Annotated in this window: 18 protein-coding genes and 1 tRNA gene; 11 read left to right on the plus strand and 8 right to left on the minus strand. The window is 67.4% G+C overall.

What is annotated here, in order from left to right:
- Window positions 1-327 (plus strand): hypothetical protein (locus A5699_RS14940; RefSeq protein WP_157561273.1); only part of this gene is annotated, 327 nt, incomplete at its 5' end.
- Here the strand turns inward: A5699_RS14940 and A5699_RS14945 are convergent.
- From A5699_RS14945 to A5699_RS14955, 3 genes are all read right to left on the minus strand, one after another.
- Window positions 321-2,921 carry a LuxR C-terminal-related transcriptional regulator gene (locus tag A5699_RS14945; RefSeq protein WP_067770549.1) on the minus strand — a complete coding sequence of 867 codons (2,601 nt, stop codon included), beginning with the start codon at window positions 2,919-2,921 and terminating at the stop codon, window positions 321-323. The genes A5699_RS14940 and A5699_RS14945 overlap by 7 nt on opposite strands.
- A gap of 122 nt (window positions 2,922-3,043) precedes the next feature.
- Window positions 3,044-4,159 (minus strand): catalase family protein, encoded by a 1,116-nt coding sequence (locus A5699_RS14950; RefSeq protein ID WP_067770642.1) that lies wholly within the window; start codon window positions 4,157-4,159, stop codon window positions 3,044-3,046.
- A 20-nt stretch (window positions 4,160-4,179) separates the two neighbouring features.
- Window positions 4,180-5,967, minus strand: coding sequence for a peroxidase family protein (locus A5699_RS14955; protein WP_067770551.1), 1,788 nt, complete (start codon window positions 5,965-5,967; stop codon window positions 4,180-4,182).
- A 187-nt stretch (window positions 5,968-6,154) separates the two neighbouring features.
- On the opposite strand from A5699_RS14955, the gene A5699_RS14960 reads away from it, so the two are divergent.
- From A5699_RS14960 to A5699_RS14970, 3 genes are all read left to right on the plus strand, one after another.
- Window positions 6,155-7,540, plus strand: coding sequence for a hemopexin repeat-containing protein (locus tag A5699_RS14960; RefSeq protein ID WP_067770553.1), 1,386 nt, complete (start codon window positions 6,155-6,157; stop codon window positions 7,538-7,540).
- A gap of 150 nt (window positions 7,541-7,690) precedes the next feature.
- The gene (locus A5699_RS14965; protein WP_067770555.1) at window positions 7,691-9,562 is read left to right on the plus strand and encodes a S8 family peptidase; all 1,872 of its coding nucleotides are present in this window, start codon (window positions 7,691-7,693) and stop codon (window positions 9,560-9,562) included.
- 25 nt (window positions 9,563-9,587) lie between these two features.
- On the plus strand, window positions 9,588-10,940 hold the full coding sequence (locus A5699_RS14970) for a serine-threonine protein kinase (protein ID WP_067770557.1): 1,353 nt from the start codon (window positions 9,588-9,590) through the stop codon (window positions 10,938-10,940).
- Between the two features lie 4 nt (window positions 10,941-10,944).
- Here the strand turns inward: A5699_RS14970 and A5699_RS14975 are convergent.
- Window positions 10,945-11,030 (minus strand) — tRNA-Leu (locus A5699_RS14975).
- A gap of 86 nt (window positions 11,031-11,116) precedes the next feature.
- On the opposite strand from A5699_RS14975, the gene A5699_RS14980 reads away from it, so the two are divergent.
- Window positions 11,117-12,451, plus strand: coding sequence for a M20/M25/M40 family metallo-hydrolase (locus A5699_RS14980; RefSeq protein WP_067770559.1), 1,335 nt, complete (start codon window positions 11,117-11,119; stop codon window positions 12,449-12,451).
- Between the two features lie 41 nt (window positions 12,452-12,492).
- Window positions 12,493-13,017, plus strand: coding sequence for a YbhB/YbcL family Raf kinase inhibitor-like protein (locus A5699_RS14985; protein ID WP_067770561.1), 525 nt, complete (start codon window positions 12,493-12,495; stop codon window positions 13,015-13,017).
- Window positions 13,018-13,059: 42 nt separating this feature from the next.
- On the opposite strand, the gene A5699_RS14990 is transcribed toward A5699_RS14985, so the two are convergent.
- Genes A5699_RS14990 through A5699_RS15000 form a run of 3 tightly spaced genes read right to left on the minus strand, consistent with a single transcriptional unit; the run spans window position 13,060 to window position 15,436 of the window.
- Complete coding sequence (locus A5699_RS14990; RefSeq protein ID WP_067770563.1) at window positions 13,060-14,142, minus strand: quinone-dependent dihydroorotate dehydrogenase; 1,083 nt, start codon at window positions 14,140-14,142, stop codon at window positions 13,060-13,062.
- Window positions 14,142-14,411, minus strand: a complete 270-nt coding sequence (locus A5699_RS14995) for a DUF5703 family protein (protein WP_067770565.1) — start codon at window positions 14,409-14,411, stop codon at window positions 14,142-14,144. The genes A5699_RS14990 and A5699_RS14995 overlap by 1 nt, the downstream gene beginning before the upstream one ends.
- Window positions 14,408-15,436 (minus strand): YncE family protein, encoded by a 1,029-nt coding sequence (locus A5699_RS15000; protein WP_067770567.1) that lies wholly within the window; start codon window positions 15,434-15,436, stop codon window positions 14,408-14,410. Before A5699_RS15000 ends, A5699_RS14995 begins: the two co-directional genes overlap by 4 nt.
- Before the next feature lie 122 nt (window positions 15,437-15,558).
- On the opposite strand from A5699_RS15000, the gene A5699_RS15005 reads away from it, so the two are divergent.
- The 5 genes from A5699_RS15005 to A5699_RS15025 are packed head-to-tail and all read left to right on the plus strand — an operon-like array spanning window position 15,559 to window position 18,880.
- On the plus strand, window positions 15,559-15,870 hold the full coding sequence (locus A5699_RS15005) for a hypothetical protein (RefSeq protein WP_067770568.1): 312 nt from the start codon (window positions 15,559-15,561) through the stop codon (window positions 15,868-15,870).
- 55 nt (window positions 15,871-15,925) lie between these two features.
- On the plus strand, window positions 15,926-16,756 hold the full coding sequence (locus A5699_RS15010) for an undecaprenyl-diphosphate phosphatase (protein WP_067770644.1): 831 nt from the start codon (window positions 15,926-15,928) through the stop codon (window positions 16,754-16,756).
- 15 nt (window positions 16,757-16,771) lie between these two features.
- Window positions 16,772-17,443: a histidine phosphatase family protein gene (locus A5699_RS15015; RefSeq protein WP_067770570.1), complete on the plus strand. Its 672-nt coding sequence runs from the start codon at window positions 16,772-16,774 to the stop codon at window positions 17,441-17,443.
- A 35-nt stretch (window positions 17,444-17,478) separates the two neighbouring features.
- Window positions 17,479-18,066, plus strand: a complete 588-nt coding sequence (locus tag A5699_RS15020) for a DUF3090 domain-containing protein (RefSeq protein ID WP_067770572.1) — start codon at window positions 17,479-17,481, stop codon at window positions 18,064-18,066.
- Entirely contained in the window at window positions 18,050-18,880 is an 831-nt protein-coding gene (locus A5699_RS15025) for an SCO1664 family protein (RefSeq protein WP_067770574.1), read from the plus strand. The genes A5699_RS15020 and A5699_RS15025 overlap by 17 nt, the downstream gene beginning before the upstream one ends.
- On the opposite strand, the gene A5699_RS15030 is transcribed toward A5699_RS15025, so the two are convergent.
- Window positions 18,877-19,284, minus strand: a complete 408-nt coding sequence (locus A5699_RS15030) for a DUF2628 domain-containing protein (RefSeq protein ID WP_067770576.1) — start codon at window positions 19,282-19,284, stop codon at window positions 18,877-18,879. The two genes, A5699_RS15025 and A5699_RS15030, sit on opposite strands and share 4 nt — an antisense overlap.
- Window positions 19,285-19,302 lie beyond the last annotated feature (18 nt).

Consider the following 19,302-nt stretch of genomic DNA (forward strand, 5'->3'; position numbering starts at 1 on the left):
CGCCGTGAGAACTTCTACTATCGCAACGAGCTCGAGGAGATGGCTGGTGACGGGTTCTTGAGCCGGCTGGATCTGGCGTTCTCCCGCGACCAGGCCGACCGGGTGTACGTCCAGCACAAGATGCTCGAGGCCGGCGCAGAGGTATGGCGCTGGCTGGCCGAGGGCGCACATTTCTACGTCTGCGGTGACGCGGCCCGGATGGCAAAGGACGTCGACGCCGCGCTCAGCACGATCCTGCGCACCCACGGCGGCATGTCCGAGGACACCACGCGTGACTACAAGCGGGAACTGATCGCCGACAAGCGGTACGTGCGCGACGTCTACTGAGCCAGATCGCTCCAGACGATCTTGGCGAGCTCGTCGCGGTCGGCCACGTCGAGTTTGATGCAGGCCCGGTAGATGTGGCCCTCGACGGTGCGGACCGAGACGGTCAGACGTTCGGCGATCTCACGGTTGGACAGGCCCTGCGCGACGAGTCCGGCCACCTCACGCTCGCGGCCCGTCACCGGCAGCGGGCGGGCCGCCGAACGGATCGCCGGGGTGGCTGCCCCACCGCACTTGGCCGCCAATTGCAGTGCGCGGGCGGCAGATTCGGTGCTGTTGCGGCGATGTCCGGCGCGATCGTGCAGCGGCACCGCCTGGGCCGCAGCGTCCGCCGCCGACAACAGGACACCAGCGGTTTCGAATGCGGCGGCCACCTTGTCCAGTTCGCCCGGGTCCGCGGCGGTCACGGCCGCGGCGTGGCGGGCGTACAGCGCCGCCAGCGGGCCGCCGACGCGGTCCACCAGGTCCTGCAGACGACGGGTGACACTGCGGTCGCCGAACCGGGCCGCGCTGTGCAGAGCCTCGGCCTCGACGGCGAACTGGCCGCAGGAATGGGCGGCGTCAGCGGCGGCGCGGGCCTGGTCGATGGCTGAGCGGTGACTCCCTTTGGCGGCGGCAAGCCAGGCCTTTGCGATCATCCGATGCGGCTCGTGCAGGGCCATGAATTCGCCCGAGTGTTCCTCGGCGTCGGCGAGCACCCGTTCGGCGTCGGTGGGGTTGCCCACCCCGGCGTACGCGCGAGCCAACAGCAGCCGGCCGGGCAGCTGCCAGGGCAGTGAGCTCTCGGCGTTCAGTGCGGCCAGCGCCTGCTCGATCGCCGAGATGGCGTCCCGGAACCGGCCACTGTGGGTGGCGGCCACGCCCTCCATGATCTTGGCGATGGCCCATCCGGCGAACTGGCCGGCCGAGGAGAACTCGGCGTATTCGGTGGCGCGCTGCCGGGCCAGATCCAGCCGGCCGGTGTAGGCCAGAGCCAGCACCTCGCCGTAGAACACCATGATGCGGACCATGCCGTCGGTGGTCTTGCGTTGCGCGCGGCACCGCGACGCGATCGGCAGGAAATCATCGCCCCGGCCCACCAACGGCATCGACAACCCCGCGGCGAACGCCGCGAAATCCACGGCCTGGCGGGGCGCCTCGGGCGTGGCCAGCACCCGTTCGGCGATCGTCAGGCCCTCGTCGATCTTGTTCTGATGCACGGCCATTCCCGCGCCGGTGGCGTCGATGATCAACCGCAGGGCCGGGTGGCTGACCCGCTGCTGCAGGAGCGCCAGCACTTGATCCGCCCGCCCCACCTCGCCCATGGACCAGAACAGATTGGACACCCGCGGTACGCCCCACTGCACAAGTTCCAATTCGTTGAGATCGGCGGGGGAGAACTGCTCCAGGATGCTGTCGGCCTGGGCGGGATGACCCTGCCACAACAGCGCGCGGGACAGCAGGGCCGCCGCACCCAGACCACCGCCGTGGTCGAACGCCGCGCGCGCCAGTTTCTCCCCGAGCGGAAGGTTGGACAGGAACACCGCGTCTTTCGCGGCGGTGATCAGCAGTTCGATGTCGGTGCCCTGATCACTCTCGATGGCCAACTCGGCCAACTTGATTCGGCTGGCCGGGGAGTCGAGGTTACGTTCGTGCAGGATCTTGGCGATGCGACCGCGGAGTTTGCGGGCCGATGCGGTACCCACCCGGCGGCGAACCACCTCACCGAACAACGGGTGCGAGAACCGGACGTTGATCTGACCGTCGTCGGAGACGATCCGGATCAGGCCGCGCATCTCGGCCGCGTCCACCGCCTCCTCCCCGGCGAGTTCGGCTAGCGCATCGATGTCGAGCGGTTCGCACAGCGACAGCAGTTTCAGCGCATGCAACACATCTTCACCGGCATGCGCGAGTCGCTCGTCGAGCAGTTCGACGAGCCCGGTCGGGATGACGGTCGGACCGCGGAACTGCCAGACCCCGTTGACCTCGGCCAGCGTTCCGGCGTCGAGAGCGCCCTCGACCATGTTGCGCAAGAACAGCGGGTTGCCGCCGGAGGTCTGCCACATCACGTCGGCGCTGAGACCCTCAAGTGTTCCGCCCAGCACGGTTTCGATCAGGGCGATGCTCTGCTGCTTGGTGAAGGGGCTGAGTTCGAAGCGCTGGAGGTAGCCGTCCTTCCACAGCGAGGTGACGGCGTCGGGTACCGGTTCGCCGCTGCGCACGGTGGCCACCACATGCCCGGAACGCTCGACGGCGATCTGGTGCAACAGGGTGGCCGACAACTGGTCGAGCAGGTGGGCGTCGTCGATACCGATGACGGTGTCACCGTCGGACACAAGCGATTCACGCGCCGATCCAATGAGCGCGATGGGGTCGCGCGAAGCCGTCGAGGAGACCCAATGGGCGAATGCGCCGAGCGGAATGCTGCGGGATGATTCGGTACAGGCCGTCCAGTGCACCCTACGGCCCAGCGATGCTGTGACGGTGCGCGCCAACGTGGTCTTGCCCACTCCGGCAGCGCCGACGAGGATTACTCCGCAGCTTTCGGTCCCACTGAGGGCGGACCGGATGGCCTCGTGCTCGGTGGGCCGGTCCAGAAGCTGCCACTGACCAGGCATGAACGCAGAGTCTAAGGGCATCGGACCGCCGACGCTGGCGAACCTCGGGTCAACGGCATGACGTCTGTGGGCGACGAGGCTGGAAGTTCTTGCCATGTCAAGCAATTCCCGTTCGCTGCGGATCAGTCCGGAAGCTCGGAGATATCCGACGGTTCGTGCCGTTCGACGTTGTTCTTGAGGTGCCGGAAGTCGCTCGAGGCCTCGTACACCGTGCGTTTCAACCGGTTGATCGACCCCAGCGGCCGGTGGGCTTCGAGCCCGCGCCATGAGTTGAACGACAACACGTCGTCGCCGTAGGCCCGACGCAGCGCGCTGTAGGGGTTCTGCCGGGGGAACACGATTTTGGCGACGGGAAGGTAGGGCGAGACCGAGGTGTCCCAGTGCTTCGTGGCATCCTCGATCGGCATCGTCTGGGCATCGGTGCACAGCTGCACGCTGAAGGTGTATTCCGCACAGTTGTTCTCGAAAAATCCCATGATCAGGTCACGGTGGGTATCTTGACCGGGATTTCGTGGGAGGAGTTGCCCGGCAAGAGCTTTGACCTCGGGCGAGGACGGCTCGTACTTGAACCTCGCCACGTAGTCGCCGTAGCGGATGGGTGCGGAGGAGAAGAAGGTCTCGCCCAGGATCGGCCGGTTGGGGGCGACGAACACCGCCAGGTTCGGCGGGAGTGGCAGCCCGATCTTCTTCAGCAGGCCCAGCAGTTCACTGCCCGCGCCCAGCAGCCCGTCGGACAACCGGGCCAGCGCACTGGCGGTGGGCATACCCAGTTTGAGATAGGCGTGGGCATCGGCGAACAGGAACTCCTCGTGGGTGACCAACACGAAGTCCTGGGTGATGTTCGGTTCGTCGTCCATCGCCCGGGCCCCGTGCACGCCGATAGCCTTGAGGGCCAGGCCGCGGACGCCGCGCATCTTGTCGCTGCGCAACACCCCCGAGGTCGTCGAAATGCGCGCGATCACCGGATAACTGCGTGGTTCGGCGAACATCCCCTGAGCCAGCACACCGGGCAGGTCGGGGTTGACGATCAGTTCACCGCGCAGCACGGCGTGACTCTTGGCGTGGGCATCCCGCAGGCCCCGTTTGAACTTCTTGTACGCCCGCTCGTTGTTCTTGCGCAGTGCCGCGATGATCTTTTCGATCACCTCGGCTTCTCCGGCCCGTGGTTGCTCGAGGTCGTCGCGGTAGGAGACCGGGTCGAGATTCTCGGCGATGCGACGGACATCGGCTTCGGTCATCGTGGCGGTGGTGGCCTCGGTCATGTACATACCTTTCTGCCGGACTTGGGGGACATGGAATTCCAGGGAGCGAATGGGTTGGTCACCCCGGCCAGAGCGGGGGCCAACTCGGGAAAGTGACGCAGCAGCACCGATCGCATGTCGTTGTCGCGGACCCACTTCATGCCGGCGACCGTGTATGTCTCCTCACGGAAGTCGACGGTGAAGAATCGGTCGCTTTCCAGCCGGCGGGTGGCCATCAGGATGAAGACCCGGAAGGCGGTGTCGCTGAACCCGAAACCTCGGGGCTTGGGTTCGGCGTACAGGCCGATCATCAGGTCGACCAGGTCCACGTCGTCGTAGATCTCACGCAGCTCGGCTGCCAGCACCGTTTCACCGGTGAGTTCCTCGAAAGTCTTGGCCGGCTTGAGCCGGAACAGCTTCCGGAACTCGTTGTAGCGCGGCACACCGCGCTCCCTGGACCGGATCAGGTCGATGGTGGCCAGGTCGAGTAGTGCGCCGTCGACGCGACGCAGGTTCTGCAGATGCCGGGGGAAGTTGCGCAGCGACAACGCTCCCGGGTGGGCACGGCCGAAGGAGTAGAACAGATCGGCCATCGGCGTCTCGGCCAACCGGGCCCGTACGTTCTCGACCGACAGCTCGGGCAGCTCGTGCTCTGCGACGATCCGGTCATCGACCACCGAACGGAAGGTGAAGTCGTCAGGGATCAGTGGGTGCATCCGGTACACCGCGACGAACTCCTCGGTGAGCGAATACGGCACGCCGTGGTGGGTGGTCGCTGAGCCCGGGATGCCGCGCAGCAGCGGACTGCGGCTGATGCGACCGAAGCGCCGGCCCAGCCGTTCGCCCAGCAGCCCGAACCAGTTAGCCCGCATCGCGGCCACCGTGGTGGGGTGCGCGATGATGGCGGGGGTCCAGTCGACCGTGTGGATCTTGGCCATCAATGCGGAATTGACGAGGCGCGCCTTGTCGTAGAGCTGTTGATCGGTCAGATGTGGATGCGCCTGCGCCAGGCGGTCGCAGATGGCGTTGTGCTCACGCATGAACAGTGAGTGCAGCAAGGCCAGCCCGACCCAGAAGTTTCCGGCGGTACCGGTCAGGTCGACCGTCGCCTCCACATCCTGCGGCGGTAGCCCCGCGGAATCGATGCGTAGCTTGCCACCCTCGGGTGAGCGCAGTGCGCTGGCGAATTCCGGTGTGGTTCCGTAGATCTGAGAGCCGTCCCACCAGTGTGACTCCTGCGTGGTGAAGGTGGGCGGACCGACCGGGTTGGGGTGGGGATCAGGCTGTGTGCGCTGCACCCGCATCGGCCGCTGCGGCCACGGGTCGTCGTCGTGCAGCGGTACCACCCACGGGCCGCCGGCGACGGTGCCGTGGGCGAACCAGTCGTGTACCTCGAACTGGATCCACGCGGCGGCCAGCAGGTTGAGTGTGGTCGCGGGTTGAAAGCGCTCGCGGGTCAGCAGGCGGCGGCTGATCAGCCGCGGGTTGGGATCGAGAAGCTGCGGGTCCGACTCCGGATACGTGTACTCGGCCGGCACGTTGCGCCCGAAGCGGCAACCGACGGCGCCCATCCGCGGATCGGCGAGGTCGTTGTACGAGCCGTCACGGGTACGGGCCGACAGATAGTTACCCACCGCACCGGGGACGGCGGTTTGAGGTGGGCCCGGTTCGGCGGCATACAGATTCGAGGTGCGCAGTTGATGGCGTAGGCCCACCAGGACCGCCAGGCCCAACGCGGTCGGCAGCCGCGACCATCCCACCGACTGATCAATCTGCTGGGCGATCCGGGCGCCCACCGCGGCCATCGTCGACCGCGCTCTGGATCGGACATTGTTTTGACGCACATGTCGATCGTTGTCGCGCCGATGCGAAATGACACGAGTAGTGAGCTACCCGAATGCAGGTAGCGCTCCACTCGTGTGTCGAGGTGTCGATCGGCTCTACCTTCGCCGGTGACAACCGATGACGTCCGGACCCGAAGGAGGGACGACGATGACATTCATACCGTGCACGATCAAAGGACTGCCGGCCGGGAAGGTGATCGCCTCCGCGGAGGCGGCCGTCGGGGTCAATCCGGCGAATGCCCCCAACGTCAGCGGGATCTCGGCCGGGGATCGGCCGTCTCGTGAACACCTGGCCGTCATGACGAACAAGCGCTGGAATGCCGGCGGGGTCCGGCTGACGGTCGGCTTCCTGGACACCCCGCCGGCCGATCTGCAGCGCCGAATCCTGGCTCATATGAACGCCTGGGGAGCGTGGGCGAACGTCAGGTTCGTGGCGTCCCACGTCGATCCCCAGGTGCGGATCGCCCGGGTGGCCGACGACGGGTACTGGTCCTACCTCGGTACCGACATCCTCCTGGCCGCCGCCGACGAGCAGACCATGAACCTCGACGGTTTCACGATGAGCACCTCCGAGGCGGAGTTTCGCCGGGTGGTCCGGCACGAGACCGGACACACACTCGGGTTCCCACATGAGCACCGCCGCAAGGCAATTGTCGACCGGATCGACCGGGAGAAGGCCATCACCCTGTTCATGGCGACCCAGGGCTGGTCGCGGGACGAGGTGATCGAGCAGGTGCTCACCCCGTTCGATGTCTCGGCCTTGACCGCGACCAACGAGACCGACGAGAACTCGATCATGTGCTACGAACTGCCGGGTTCGATCATGACCGACGGCATCGATGTACCCGGCGGAACCGACATCGACAACCTGGACGCCCAGTTCGCGGCGAGCATGTACCCCGGTCCGGTGTCGCCGAGCTCGGTGTGGCCGAACGGCAAACTGTACTTCTTCAACGGCTCGCAGTACGCGCGGTTCGACGAGGCCGTAGGCAAGACGGATCCCGGTTATCCGCTGCCGGTGGCCGGGTTCTGGGCCGGTTTCCCGGCGGAGTTCGCCGATGGCATCGACGCGGATGTGCTGTGGACCAACGGAAAAGCGTACTTCTTCAAGGGCAGCCGATACCTGCGCTTCGATCTGCCGACCGATCGGGTGGATCCCGGTTATCCGATGGACATCTCGGCGGGGTGGCCGGGCATCTGGCCGGATGGTTTCGATGCGGTGGTGGTGTGGCCGAACAGCAAGGCCTACTTCTTCAAGGGGGCGCAGTATCTGCGCTACGACATCGCCACCGATCAGGTCGACGCGGGTTATCCCAAGCCGATCAAGGACAACTGGGCGCCCAATCTACCCACCGAATACGAGAGCGGCATCGATCATGTGGTGATCCGCAACAACGGCAAGGCGTACTTCTTCAAAGGGTCGCAGTACATCCGCTATGACATCGCGTCGTCACGGGTCGACGCCGGCTACCCCAAACAGGTGGCCGGCAACTGGCCCGGATTGTGGGCCGACGGCGTCGGCCGGCCGGACTGAGCGCGCACCCATGCTCAGCACCCACGCGCGCATGCTCGAACCGGCGGCGTCGAACCGTCGATTGCGGAATCGGCGAACTATCGCCTCCCTGAGGCCCGATCGTGTGTTGAATGCCAGTTGTAGGGTCGAGCACAGTTCCGAGGTGTTGCGGTGAGTCCGTCAAACAGTGAAGCCTGGACCGATCGGGCGCAGTGCGCCCTGGCCGACTTGGCAGCCAAGAACATCGACGCCGGTCCGCAGAACATCCTGGAAGCCGTGGCCGCCCGGTTCGCCTCACGGTTCGACTCCGAGGATCGTCTCTGCGCGGACGGGACGCCGCGGTGGCACCGCAGTGTCGCCGAGGCCGTCGACCGGCTGGTGCACGACAAGCTGGCGACCCGACGACGCGCGAGGAAGGACGCGGCGGGGGCCGAGCCGACGGTGGCCTTGACGGCGGCCGGCCGCCGTGCCGCCGAGCAGGCCTGTGAGCGGGCGATGGCGCCGCAGGAGCGGGCCCGGGCGGTGGCTCCGGCCGACGCGCCACCGCACCGCGACCTGCTGGTGGCCGGGGTGATCACGCCGCCACTGCGGGAGAAGTTTGTGGTGGGCCCTGACGATGACGCCGAGACGGCGCGGGAAACGTTGTGGCCGATCATGATCGAACTCAATCTGCGGTTTGCCGGGGGAGTTGCGGCGGCGATGGACCGGGTGCGCGAGCTGTGGCGCCTGGTCGGCGGGGCCGACGTCCCGCTGACGGTGGCCGACCAGTTCATGGTCGGTGAGCTGACCACCCGCCAGATCGAGGGCATGGTCTCGGCGGACGCGGTGCCGCAGCAGTGGCCCGAGCGGGCGGTCTACCGGATCTGGCCGGATTTCGACGCCCACCCGCAGATCGACGCGTCGTCCAACACCGTCAAGGCGGTCCCCGCGCAGCGGACATTCGCCTGCTTCGGGTCCGGAATCGTCTGGGCCGTCGTCGATTCCGGGATCGACGAGACGCATCCACATTTCGGTGACCGGGCCACCGTCACGGACCCCTCGGTCTGCGACCTACATCGCGATTTCACGGTGACCGGGGGTGAGGCGGCATTCACGCCCAGTGCACTGCAGGATGCGGACGGACACGGCTCCCATGTTGCGGGCATCATCGCCGGCGGCCTTGTCGGAAAATCGGCCGACGACGTCTATGTGGCCGAGAAGCGCTTCAATGTCGGTGCGCCGGAAGGCGATATCCCCATCCTGCAGAAGCGGGCGATCAGCGATCCGAGCCGGTTGGCCGGGATGGCACCCGAGGCCAAGTTGGTCAGTCTGAAGGTGTTGGGGCCGGGGGAGCGGGCCGCGCGGGTGAGTCGGGTGATGCGGGCCCTGGCCTATGTCCGCGAGGTGAACGCCGCGAGCCAGCGGATGCCGCGCATCCACGGCGTGAACCTCAGCCTGGGTTACGAGTTCGCCGCGGAGTGGTTCGCGTGCGGTCAGAGCCCGCTGTGCATCGAGGTCGACAAGACCGTGCGGTCGGGGGTGGTCGTGGTCGCGGCGGCCGGAAACAGCGGATACGTCTCGCTCAACCCGCTGTTCACCACCGACGTCACGAAGTTCAGTGCGGGCATGACGATCAACGATCCCGGCAACGCCGAGCGCGCCATCACCGTCGGTTCGACGCACCGCGACGCCCCGCATACCTCCGGGGTGTCGTACTTCTCGTCCAAGGGCCCCACCGGTGACGGCCGGTGCAAGCCCGACCTGCTGGCTCCCGGTGAGCGCATCACCTCGGTCGCGGCCGGTCGAATGCGCAGCGATGTGCTGCGGCAGACCGACGCGCCGCCGGAGAGCGCGGCGATCTACATCGAGGCCACCGGGACCAGCATGGCCGCGCCGCATGTGTCCGGGGCGATCGCGGCATTCCTGTCGGTGCAGCGCGAACTGGTCGGCCGGCCCGACGAGATCAAGCGCATCTTCATCGAATCGGCCACCTCGCTCGGTCGCGACCGGGCGTTCCAGGGGGCGGGCCTGCTGGACCTGATGCGGGCCCTGCAATCCGTCTGAAGATCCACAGCATCGAGGAGTCACCATGACCGACACCATCGAGGGCAGGCCGTTGTGGCGGCTGGTGTTCGACGCCGACGGCGACGTCGACACGGACACCCTCGCCGCGATACGCGAGGGCATCGGCGCCCACGCACTCACCGACCTGGTGCTGTTCTCCCACGGCTGGAACAACGACGAGGCCGCAGCAGAGTCGTTGTATGCCCGCTGGTTCGCCCTGCTGGCCGATCAGCTCGACGGTGACCGGAAGGTCGGATTCGTCGGAATCCGATGGCCGTCGCAACTGTGGCGGGACGAACCGATCCCGGACTTCGAGGGCACGCCCGCACATGACGGCGGCGGGGCGGCGGCGTTGACCGAACGCACCGCGACAGCGGCCGGCCCGGCCATGCTCGGGCCCGCCGAGTTGGCCGACCTCAAGGACATGTTTCCCGATGGCAGCGCGCATCTGGACGCCATCGCCGCGCTGTTGGAGAAGCCACCCACCGCACAGCGCGCGCACGAAATGTTCGCCGAGTTGCGCCGGTTCAACGCCGCGACCCGGAGTGGTTTCGACGACGGCGAGGCGGACACGCCGGTCCAGGTACCAGGCATGCTGGACCCGCAACGGGAGCCCGTCGACGTCTTCACCCGGTTCGCCGACCGGTTGGCCGATTCCGGCGTCCGGTTCACCGACGCCGACGGCACCGGCGGGGCGGCCGGTCTCGGCGACGTGGGCGACAAGCTCTGGCACGGTGCCAAGGAAGTCTTGCGTCAGCTCAGCTACTGGAAGATGAAGAACCGGGCCGGCGTCGTCGGACGCACCGGGTTGGGCCCCGCGATCGACGATCTCTCCGGTGCTCATCCGGATCTGCGGATCCATCTGATCGGACACAGCTTCGGTGCCCGGCTGGTGTCGTTCGCGCTCGACGGCATCGCCGATCACCGGCCGTCGCCGGTGAAATCGGTGACCCTGCTGCAGGGCGCATTCTCCCGGTTCACATTCACGAAGGGGCTGCCGTTCCGGGACGGCGACGGCGCCCTGGCGGGCCGATTGGCCCGGATCGACGGTCCGATGGCGGTCTGCTTCTCCAGCCATGACCGGGCGCTGGGGACGTTCTACCCGTTGGCCTCGTTGACCGCCGGTGACGATGCCGCCGGCCTCGACGATCCGATGGCGCGGTGGCGGGCGATGGGCGCACTGGGCGCATTCGGCAGTGACACGCAGGTTCTGGGCGATGAGGGGGCGCAGTATCCGTTCCAACCGGGCCAGATCCTGAACCTGAACTCGTCAGAGGTGGTGATCGCCGATGCGGGCCCGTCCGGGGCACACAGCGACATCTTCCACAAGGAACTGAGTTGGGTTGCCGCCGTGGCCGGGAAATTGATCCCGGTCTGAATTGTGTCCGAGGGGGGACTTGAACCCCCACGCCCGTTAATAGGGCACTAGCACCTCAAGCTAGCGCGTCTGCCATTCCGCCACTCGGACTTGCCAACCTTGCGGGTTGGGCGCCTAAGGCTATCGGATTGTGTGCCCTAGACCCAAACCGGTGTCCCAGTGGTACGAATGGGACTGTGACTGTCCCCGCCTCCAGCGCCGACGAGGTGGTCGATCTCGTCAGCGCGCTCATCCGATTCGACACCTCCAACACCGGTGATCCGGTTACTACCAAGGGTGAGGCCGAGTGTGCCCACTGGGTGGCCGAGCAGCTGCAGGAGGTCGGTTACGAGACCGAATACGTGGAGGCCGGGGCACCCGGGCGGGGCAATGTGTTCGCCCGCTTGGCCGGCGCCGATCCGTCGCGCGGGGCGCTGATGATCCACGGCCACCTCGACGTCGTCCCGGCCGAGCCGGCCGACTGGAGCGTGCATCCGTTCTCCGGCGCGGTCAAGGACGGTTATGTCTGGGGCCGCGGCGCGGTCGACATGAAGGACATGGTCGGGATGGCCATCGCGGTGGCCCGCCACTTCAAGCGTTCGGGGATCGTGCCGCCGCGGGACCTGTTGTTCGCGTTCGTCTCCGACGAGGAACACGGCGGCACCTACGGGGCCAACTGGCTGGTGGACAACCGGCCCGATCTGTTCGAGGGCGTCACCGAGGCGATCGGTGAGGTGGGCGGGTTCTCCCTGACCGTGCCCTGCAAGGACGGCGGGGAGCGTCGGCTCTACCTGATCGAGACCGCCGAGAAGGGCCTGTCCTGGATGCGGCTGACCGCGCGGGGACGGGCCGGGCACGGTTCGATGGTGCACGACGACAACGCCGTGACGGCGATCGCGGGCGCGGTGGACCGGCTGGGCCGCCATCAGTTCCCGTTGGTGCTCAATCCGGCCGTGGAGCAGTTTCTCACCGCGGTGGCCGAGGAGACCGGGTACGACTTCGACGTGAATTCCCCGGACCTCGACGGCACCATCGCCAAGCTCGGCGGCGTAGCGCGGATCGTGTCGGCCACGCTGCGCGACACCGCCAATCCGACGATGCTCAAGGCCGGCTACAAGGCCAACGTGATCCCCGCGTCGGCGGAGGCCGTGATCGACTGCCGGGTGCTGCCGGGCCGCAAGGAGGCCTTCGAGCGTGAGGTCGACGCGCTGATCGGACCCGACGTCACCCGCAGCTGGGAGCGCGACCTGCCGTCGTATGAGACCACCTTCGACGGTGATCTGGTCGACGCGATGAACGCGGCGATCCTCGCCCTGGACCCCGAGGCCCGCACCGTGCCCTACATGCTGTCGGGCGGGACCGATGCGAAGTCGTTCCAGCGGTTGGGGATTCGCTGCTTCGGGTTCGCGCCGCTGCGGCTGCCGCCGGACCTGGACTTCGCCGCGTTGTTCCACGGGGTCGACGAACGCGTACCGGTGGATGCCCTGCAATTCGGGGCGGGCGTTCTGGAACACTTTCTGCGGAACTGCTGACTGCACGAGCTGGTTACACCAACTGACTACGAGAGGGAACCATGAGCACATCTCCGTACGACAGCCTGCCGAAGCTGCCGACGTTCACCCTGACCTCCGAATCGGTCAGCGACGGCCAACCGTTGGCCAACGACCAGGTCAGCGGGATCATGGGGGCCGGCGGTTCAGACGTCTCACCGCAGCTGAGCTGGTCGGGTTTCCCGGCCGAGACCAAGAGTTTCGCCGTCACGGTGTATGACCCGGATGCTCCGACCGCCTCGGGTTTCTGGCACTGGGCGGTGGCCGATCTGCCCGCCTCGGTGACCGAGCTGCCCGCCGGCGCCGGTGACGGCGGTGAGCTGCCCGGCGGCGCGGTGACGCTGGCCAACGACGCGAGCCAGAAGCGCTACATCGGGGCGGCCCCGCCGGCCGGTCACGGCCCGCACCGGTACTACATCGCCGTGCACGCCCTGCCGGTCGAGTCTCTTGAGCTGCCCGACGGCGCCACCCCGGCCTACCTCGGCTTCAACCTGTTCGGCCAGGCCATCGCCCGCGCCGTCATCCACGGCACCTACGAGCAGAAGTAGTTCTCCGCCGAGCAGACGTAAACCCGTACCGAAACCGGCATTTTAGTAAGGGTTTACGTCTGCTCGCGGGTTGGCGGAACCCACGGCGTCGGCCAGTGAGGCGAATCCGCCGGCATGCAACCGCTCGGCGATGCCGTCGTGAATCTGCTTGGCCCACAATCCGCCGCCGTAGATGAACCCCGTATAGCCCTGCAGCAGGCTGGCTCCGGAGATGATCCGCTCCCAGGCGTCGTCGGCGGTCTCTATCCCGCCGACGCTGATCAACACGAGCTTGTCACCCACTCGCGAGTACAACCGACGCAGCACCTGCAACGACCGCTGCGCCACCGGTCGCCCTGAGATCCCGCCGGCGCCCAACTCGGCGACGCCGGGGGTGGTCAGCCCGTCCCGCGAGATCGTGGTGTTGGTGGCGACGATTCCGGCCAAGCCCAATTCCACTGCCAGGTCCGCGATTTCGTCGATGTCGGCGTCCGAGAGGTCGGGCGCGATCTTGACCAGTACCGGCTTGGTCGTCTCGGCCCGCACCGCGGCCAGGATCGGCCGCAGCGATTCCACCGCCTGCAGATCCCGCAGCCCCGGGGTGTTGGGGGAGCTGACGTTGACCACGACATAGGCGGCCCGCCCGCTCACCAGTCGGGTGCTCTCGGCGTAGTCGGCGACCGCATCCTCGGCCCGGGTGACCTTGGTCTTGCCGATGTTCACCCCGATCGGGACGTCAGGGGTGTGTTCGGCCAGTCGCATCGCCAGGGCCCCCGCGCCTTCGTTGTTGAACCCCATCCGGTTGAGCAGCGCGTGGTCTTCGGGCAGCCGGAACAGCCGGGGTTCGGGGCTGCCCGGCTGTGCCTGCGCGGTGACGGTGCCCACCTCGGCGTAGCCGAAGCCGAGCGCGCCCCAGGTCTGCAGCCCGCGGCCGTCCTTGTCGAATCCGGCGGCCAGCCCCATCGGGCCGGGAAACCGCACCCCGAACACCGTGCTGGCCAGCGCCGGATCGGCCGGGGCCAACCGACGCGCCAGGGCGCGCCGCAGGACGGCGGGGCCGGTGGCGGTCCGCAGTAGGGCGAACACCCACAGATGAATCCGTTCCGGGGGCACCAGGAAGAGTGCCCGCCGCAGCGCCGCGTACATCACAGGGACGGCGCCTGGGGCGTGCCCGCCATCGATGACGCGGTTTTCTTGCGGCGCAACAGCACCCGTCGGCTCCCGTCTGTGTAGGCCCGCACCCGGGTCAGTTCCCAGCCGCGGTACTCGGCCTCGATGGACAAGCGGATCGACGCGCTGATCCTGGTGACATCAGGGGGCAGTCGCAGCGGGATCCAGTCGTATTCCTCCGAGAGGTCCTCGGCGACGACCTTGTCCCATCCGGGGGGCATGCGGCCTTGCTGGATAGTGGTCATCGGCGCCCTGCCGCGTCACGGATCACCTGGACACCGGCTCCCGAGCCGGACACCACGTACAGGGTGCCGGTCTTGTCGTCGTAGGCCAGGGAGTTCGGTTGCTGCACGGTTCGATGACGCACCTTTTCCACGGGTATGCCGGTGGACAGATCGTAACCAATCACGGTGTTGGCCGCGGTCTGCGACACCCAGGCCAACTCGGCGGATCCGGCCAGGCCGTACGGGGCGGCGGGCACCGGGTAGCGCTGCCGCATGATCAACGGATCGGTGCCGAACACCAGCAGTTCGTCGCCGCGAGTGTCGGCGACCAGGACCCGGCCGCGAGCGTCGGCGGCGATCGTGGTGGCGCCCTCGCCGGCCCGGAGTGCCTGCGCGGCCTTGGTGCCGCTGGGATCCACGGCGGTCACCGAGGTCTGCCCGCGGTCCAGGACAACCGCGGTATTACCTTGTGTGACAAGCGAATCCACCCGGGCGAAGATCTTGAGCCGAGCGCTCACGGTGTGATCGTCGGCCAGCGTGTACACGGCGCCGTCGGCGCTGCCCAACACGACTTTGCCGTCGGTGCGCACCGCGATCGCGGTGAAGTCGACGTCCTGGTTGTCCGCCACCTCGATCTTGTCGGCCTTGGCGGCGCCGATGTCGATGCGGAAATAGCCGCCGCGGGTGGCGGCCAGGATGTCGCCGTGGCTGTCGACGCTCATCGCGGTGGCCGCCGGGGTCAACGTCACGTTCCGGGTGGGTCCCGTGCCGGTCAGCAGGCTCAGCGTCGACTGCCCCTCGGCTCCGGGGGAGAGCACGGCCAGGGTGGCTGTTGCTGGATCGAACACCGCGCTCTCGGCGCGTCCGGCCAGCGGTGTGATCTGGCCATCGGGGGTGACGGTGACCGGCGGCGATACTGCGGCCTGAGCCGGTTCGATGGTGGGTGGCGGGGCGTCGGCGGGGTTGGACGTGCACCCCGCGGTGAGCAGCAGGGCCAGCGCGATTACGCCGGCGCGAACAGGCTGACCTGCAAAGATTGGGCGCAACGTGGGCTCTCGATCGGATGTGAATGGTCGGTGACGGGCAGGGATCCAGTTTAGGCATGGTGGTTGGCCAGAAATGGTCGCGTCTTCAACCATTAGGGCATAAGTCGAGGTATGGTTCGACCATGACCCTCGCCGCAGACCAACAACTGGTTAGCCGTGAGTTTGCTATGGAGGATATTTCCACTGGTGTACACGCCAGTGGGTTTGGCCAGGTTGGCGATGGCCGGAGCTTTTCGTTCCATATCGAGCGTCAGCAATTGATCATCGAGATCTATCGCCCGCGACTGTCGGGTCCGGTTCCCGTCGAGGACGACGTGGTCGCCGTGGCCTCCCGCAAACTGACCGATATCGACCTGTCTGACGAACGCAGCTTGTCGGCAACCGTGCGGGACGCGGTGGCCGACGCGCAACCGGTCTCACGCGCCACGCGCTGACGACGTCCCCGGCGATCGTCACGGTACGGTCGTCGGCGTGACTGACGTCGGTGCCATGTCCTGGCTGCAAGTGGTCGTATTGTCGATTGTCCAGGGGCTCACCGAGTTTCTCCCGGTCTCCTCGTCGGGGCATCTTGCGATCACCTCACGGGTCTTCTTCGCCGACGACGCCGGCGCCTCCTTCACCGCGGTCACCCAGCTGGGCACCGAACTCGCGGTCCTGGTCTATTTCGCCAAGGACATCGCCCGCATCCTCAAGGCCTGGTTCAACGGACTGTTCGTGGCGGCCCACCGCACGGCTGACTACTGGCTCGGCTGGTGGGTGATCATCGGCACCATCCCGATCGGGGTGTTCGGCCTGTTGTTCAAGGACGAAATCCGCAGTGGCGCACGCAATCTGTGGCTCGTGGCCTCGGCGTTGATCGTGTTCTCCGCGGTGATCGCCGCGGCCGAGTATTACGGCCGACAGACCCGCCGCGTCGAGCAGTTGACCTGGCGCGACAGTGTCATCGTCGGCCTGGCCCAGTGCCTGGCGCTGGTGCCGGGCGTGTCGCGCTCGGGCGCGACCATCAGCGCCGGACTCTTTTTGGGTATGGAGCGTGAGCTCGCCGCCCGGTTCGGATTCCTGTTGGCCATCCCGGCGGTTTTCGCCTCGGGCCTGTTCTCCCTGCCCGATGCGTTCCACCCCGTCGGCGAGGGGATGAGCGCGACCGGTGCTCAGCTGCTGGTGTCCACGGTGATCGCCTTCGTCGTTGGTTTCGCCGCGATCGCCTGGTTCCTGAAATTCCTGGTGTCGCACAGCATGTATTGGTTTGTGGGGTACCGCGTGGTGCTTGGTGTGGTGGTGTTGGCGCTGCTGGGCACCGGGGTGGTGGCCGCGCAGTGATCGAGAGGAGCTGAGATGACGGTGATCTTGCTGCGGCACGGCCGCTCGACGTCGAACACCGCGCACACCCTGGCCGGCCGCAGCGACGGCGTCGACCTCGACGAACGGGGCGCCGAACAGGCCGCCGGACTGGCCGCCCGGATCGGGGAGCTGCCGGTGACCGCGATCGTGCGTTCTCCGCTGTTGCGCTGTGAGCGCACGGTGGCACCGCTGGCCGAGGCGCTGGGGTTGGAGCCGATCGTCGACGAGCGGCTCACCGAGGTGGACTACGGCAGCTGGACCGGGCGCGCGATCGGCGAGCTGGTCAAGGAACCGTTGTGGGCGGTGGTACAGCAGCAGCCCAGTGCCGCGGTGTTCCCCGATGGGGAGGGCCTGGCCCAGGTGCAGGCCCGCGCGGTGACTGCGGTGCGCGAACGTGACCGTGCGCTGGCCGAGCAGCACGGCGCCGACGTGCTGTGGGTGGCCTGCACACACGGCGACGTGATCAAGGCGGTGCTGGCCGACGCGCTGGGGGTGCATCTGGACGGGTTCCAGCGCATCACCGCCGACCCGGCGTCGATGAGCGTGATCCGCTACACCGACCTGCGGCCCTTCGTCATGCACATCAACCACACGGGTGCGCAGTTGAGTGCCGGCCTGGCCGCCAAACCCGCCACCGACGCGGTGGTCGGTGGGTCCACCAACTGACCCGGCATAGCTATACCGGTATTTTGGAAGGTGCCATGGCCCGCGCAATTCACGTATTCCGTACTCCCGACCGATTCGTGGCCGGGACTGTCGGCCAACCCGGCAACCGGACGTTTTATCTGCAGGCGGTCCACGACAAGCGGGTGATCTCGGTGGTCCTGGAGAAGCAGCAGGTCGCCGTACTCGCCGAGCGAATCGCCGCGTTGCTCACCGAGATCAACCGCCGGTTCGGCACGCCGATCCCACCGGACACCGGTGAGGTGAGCGACCTGTTGCCATTGGTCACCCCGGTCGACGCCGAGTTCCGGGTGGGCACCATGGGGCTGGGCTGGGACTCGGAGGCCCAGACGGTCGTGGTGGAGCTCCTCGCGGTTTCCGAAGGCGAATTCGACGCGTCGGTGGTCCTCGACGACGCCGAGGACGGGCCGGACGCGGTACGGGTGTTCCTCACCCCGGAGTCGGCGCGCGAATTCGCCACCCGATCCAACCGGGTGATCTCGGCGGGACGTCCGCCGTGCCCGCTGTGCGACGAACCCCTGGACCCGGACGGCCACATCTGCGTGCGTACCAACGGCTATCGGCGCGGTGAGATCACCGGGTCCGACGATGACGCCGACACCTGAGCGCGGGCCCGCCCAACCCGACGATGAGGCGCTGGCCGAGGGCGAACTGACGGTGATCGGCCGCATCCGCTCGGCCAGCAACGCCACCTTCCTGTGCGAGGCCAACTTTCGCGACCGCCAGGTGCACTGCGTGTACAAACCGATTCGGGGCGAGGCGCCGCTGTGGGATTTTCCCGACGGCACCTTGGCCGGCCGCGAGGTCGGTGCGTACCTGGTGTCGGCCAGTCTCGGGTGGAACCTGGTGCCGCGCACCATTATTCGTGACGGTCCGGCCGGGCCCGGCATGGTGCAGCGGTGGGTGGACCAGCCGGAAGGCGCGGTGGGCGACGAGCCGGCGGCCGGTCCCGATCTGGTGGACCTGCTGCCGGCCGGCCATCTTCCACCGGGTTTCCTGCCGATCCTGCAGGCCTACGACTACGCCGGTGACGAGGTGACCCTGGTACACGCCGACGATCCCCGGCTGTTCCGGCTGGCGGTGTTCGACGTGCTGATCAACAACGCCGACCGCAAGGGCGGGCACATCCTGGCCGGGGTCGACGGCGCGGTGTACGGCGTCGACCACGGGGTGAGCCTGCACGTCGAAGACAAGCTGCGCACGGTGCTGTGGGGGTGGGCCGGCAAACCCGTCGACGACGAAACGCTGGCCGACGTCGCGGCGCTGCGCGACGGCTTCGCCGGCCTGGCCGAACAGCTGTGCCCACACATCACCGACGCCGAGATCGCCGCGCTGCGATCGAGAATCGTTGGCTTACTGGATGATCCGGTGATGCCGACACCCGATCGGCACCGGCCGATCCCATGGCCGGCGTTCTAGCGGGCGCGTCCGAACCCCTCGAACGGATTCCAGGACTGGCTGCCGCGCACCACGTGCAGGTAGTAGGCGTAGTTGGCGGTCGACATCGCCATCGCGGCGATTCCCAGGCCGATGGCGCGGGCGATGCCGTCGCTGACCCCGATGGCCGTGAACACCACCGCGACCGCGATCGTCAACCCCAGCAGCGTCAAACCCTTGCGCCACATGCCTTTGACGAAGAAGTAGAGCGGCCCGAACAGAAACGCCAGGATGTTCGACGTGAGCCGCAGCTTGGCCATCAAGCTGAGGTTGCGGTACGCGGCCTTGGCTTCCGGGCTCGCGCTAGGCAGCCCGTAGGTACTGAAGAAATCGAACTTCCAGCGCCACGAGTCGGACAGGTTGTCGACAGGCGTCTGCTCGGTCATGGCTTGACCCTAATGGCA

Source organism: Mycobacterium sp. E802 (assembly GCF_001666875.1).
Classification (GTDB): Bacteria; Actinomycetota; Actinomycetes; order Mycobacteriales; family Mycobacteriaceae; genus Mycobacterium.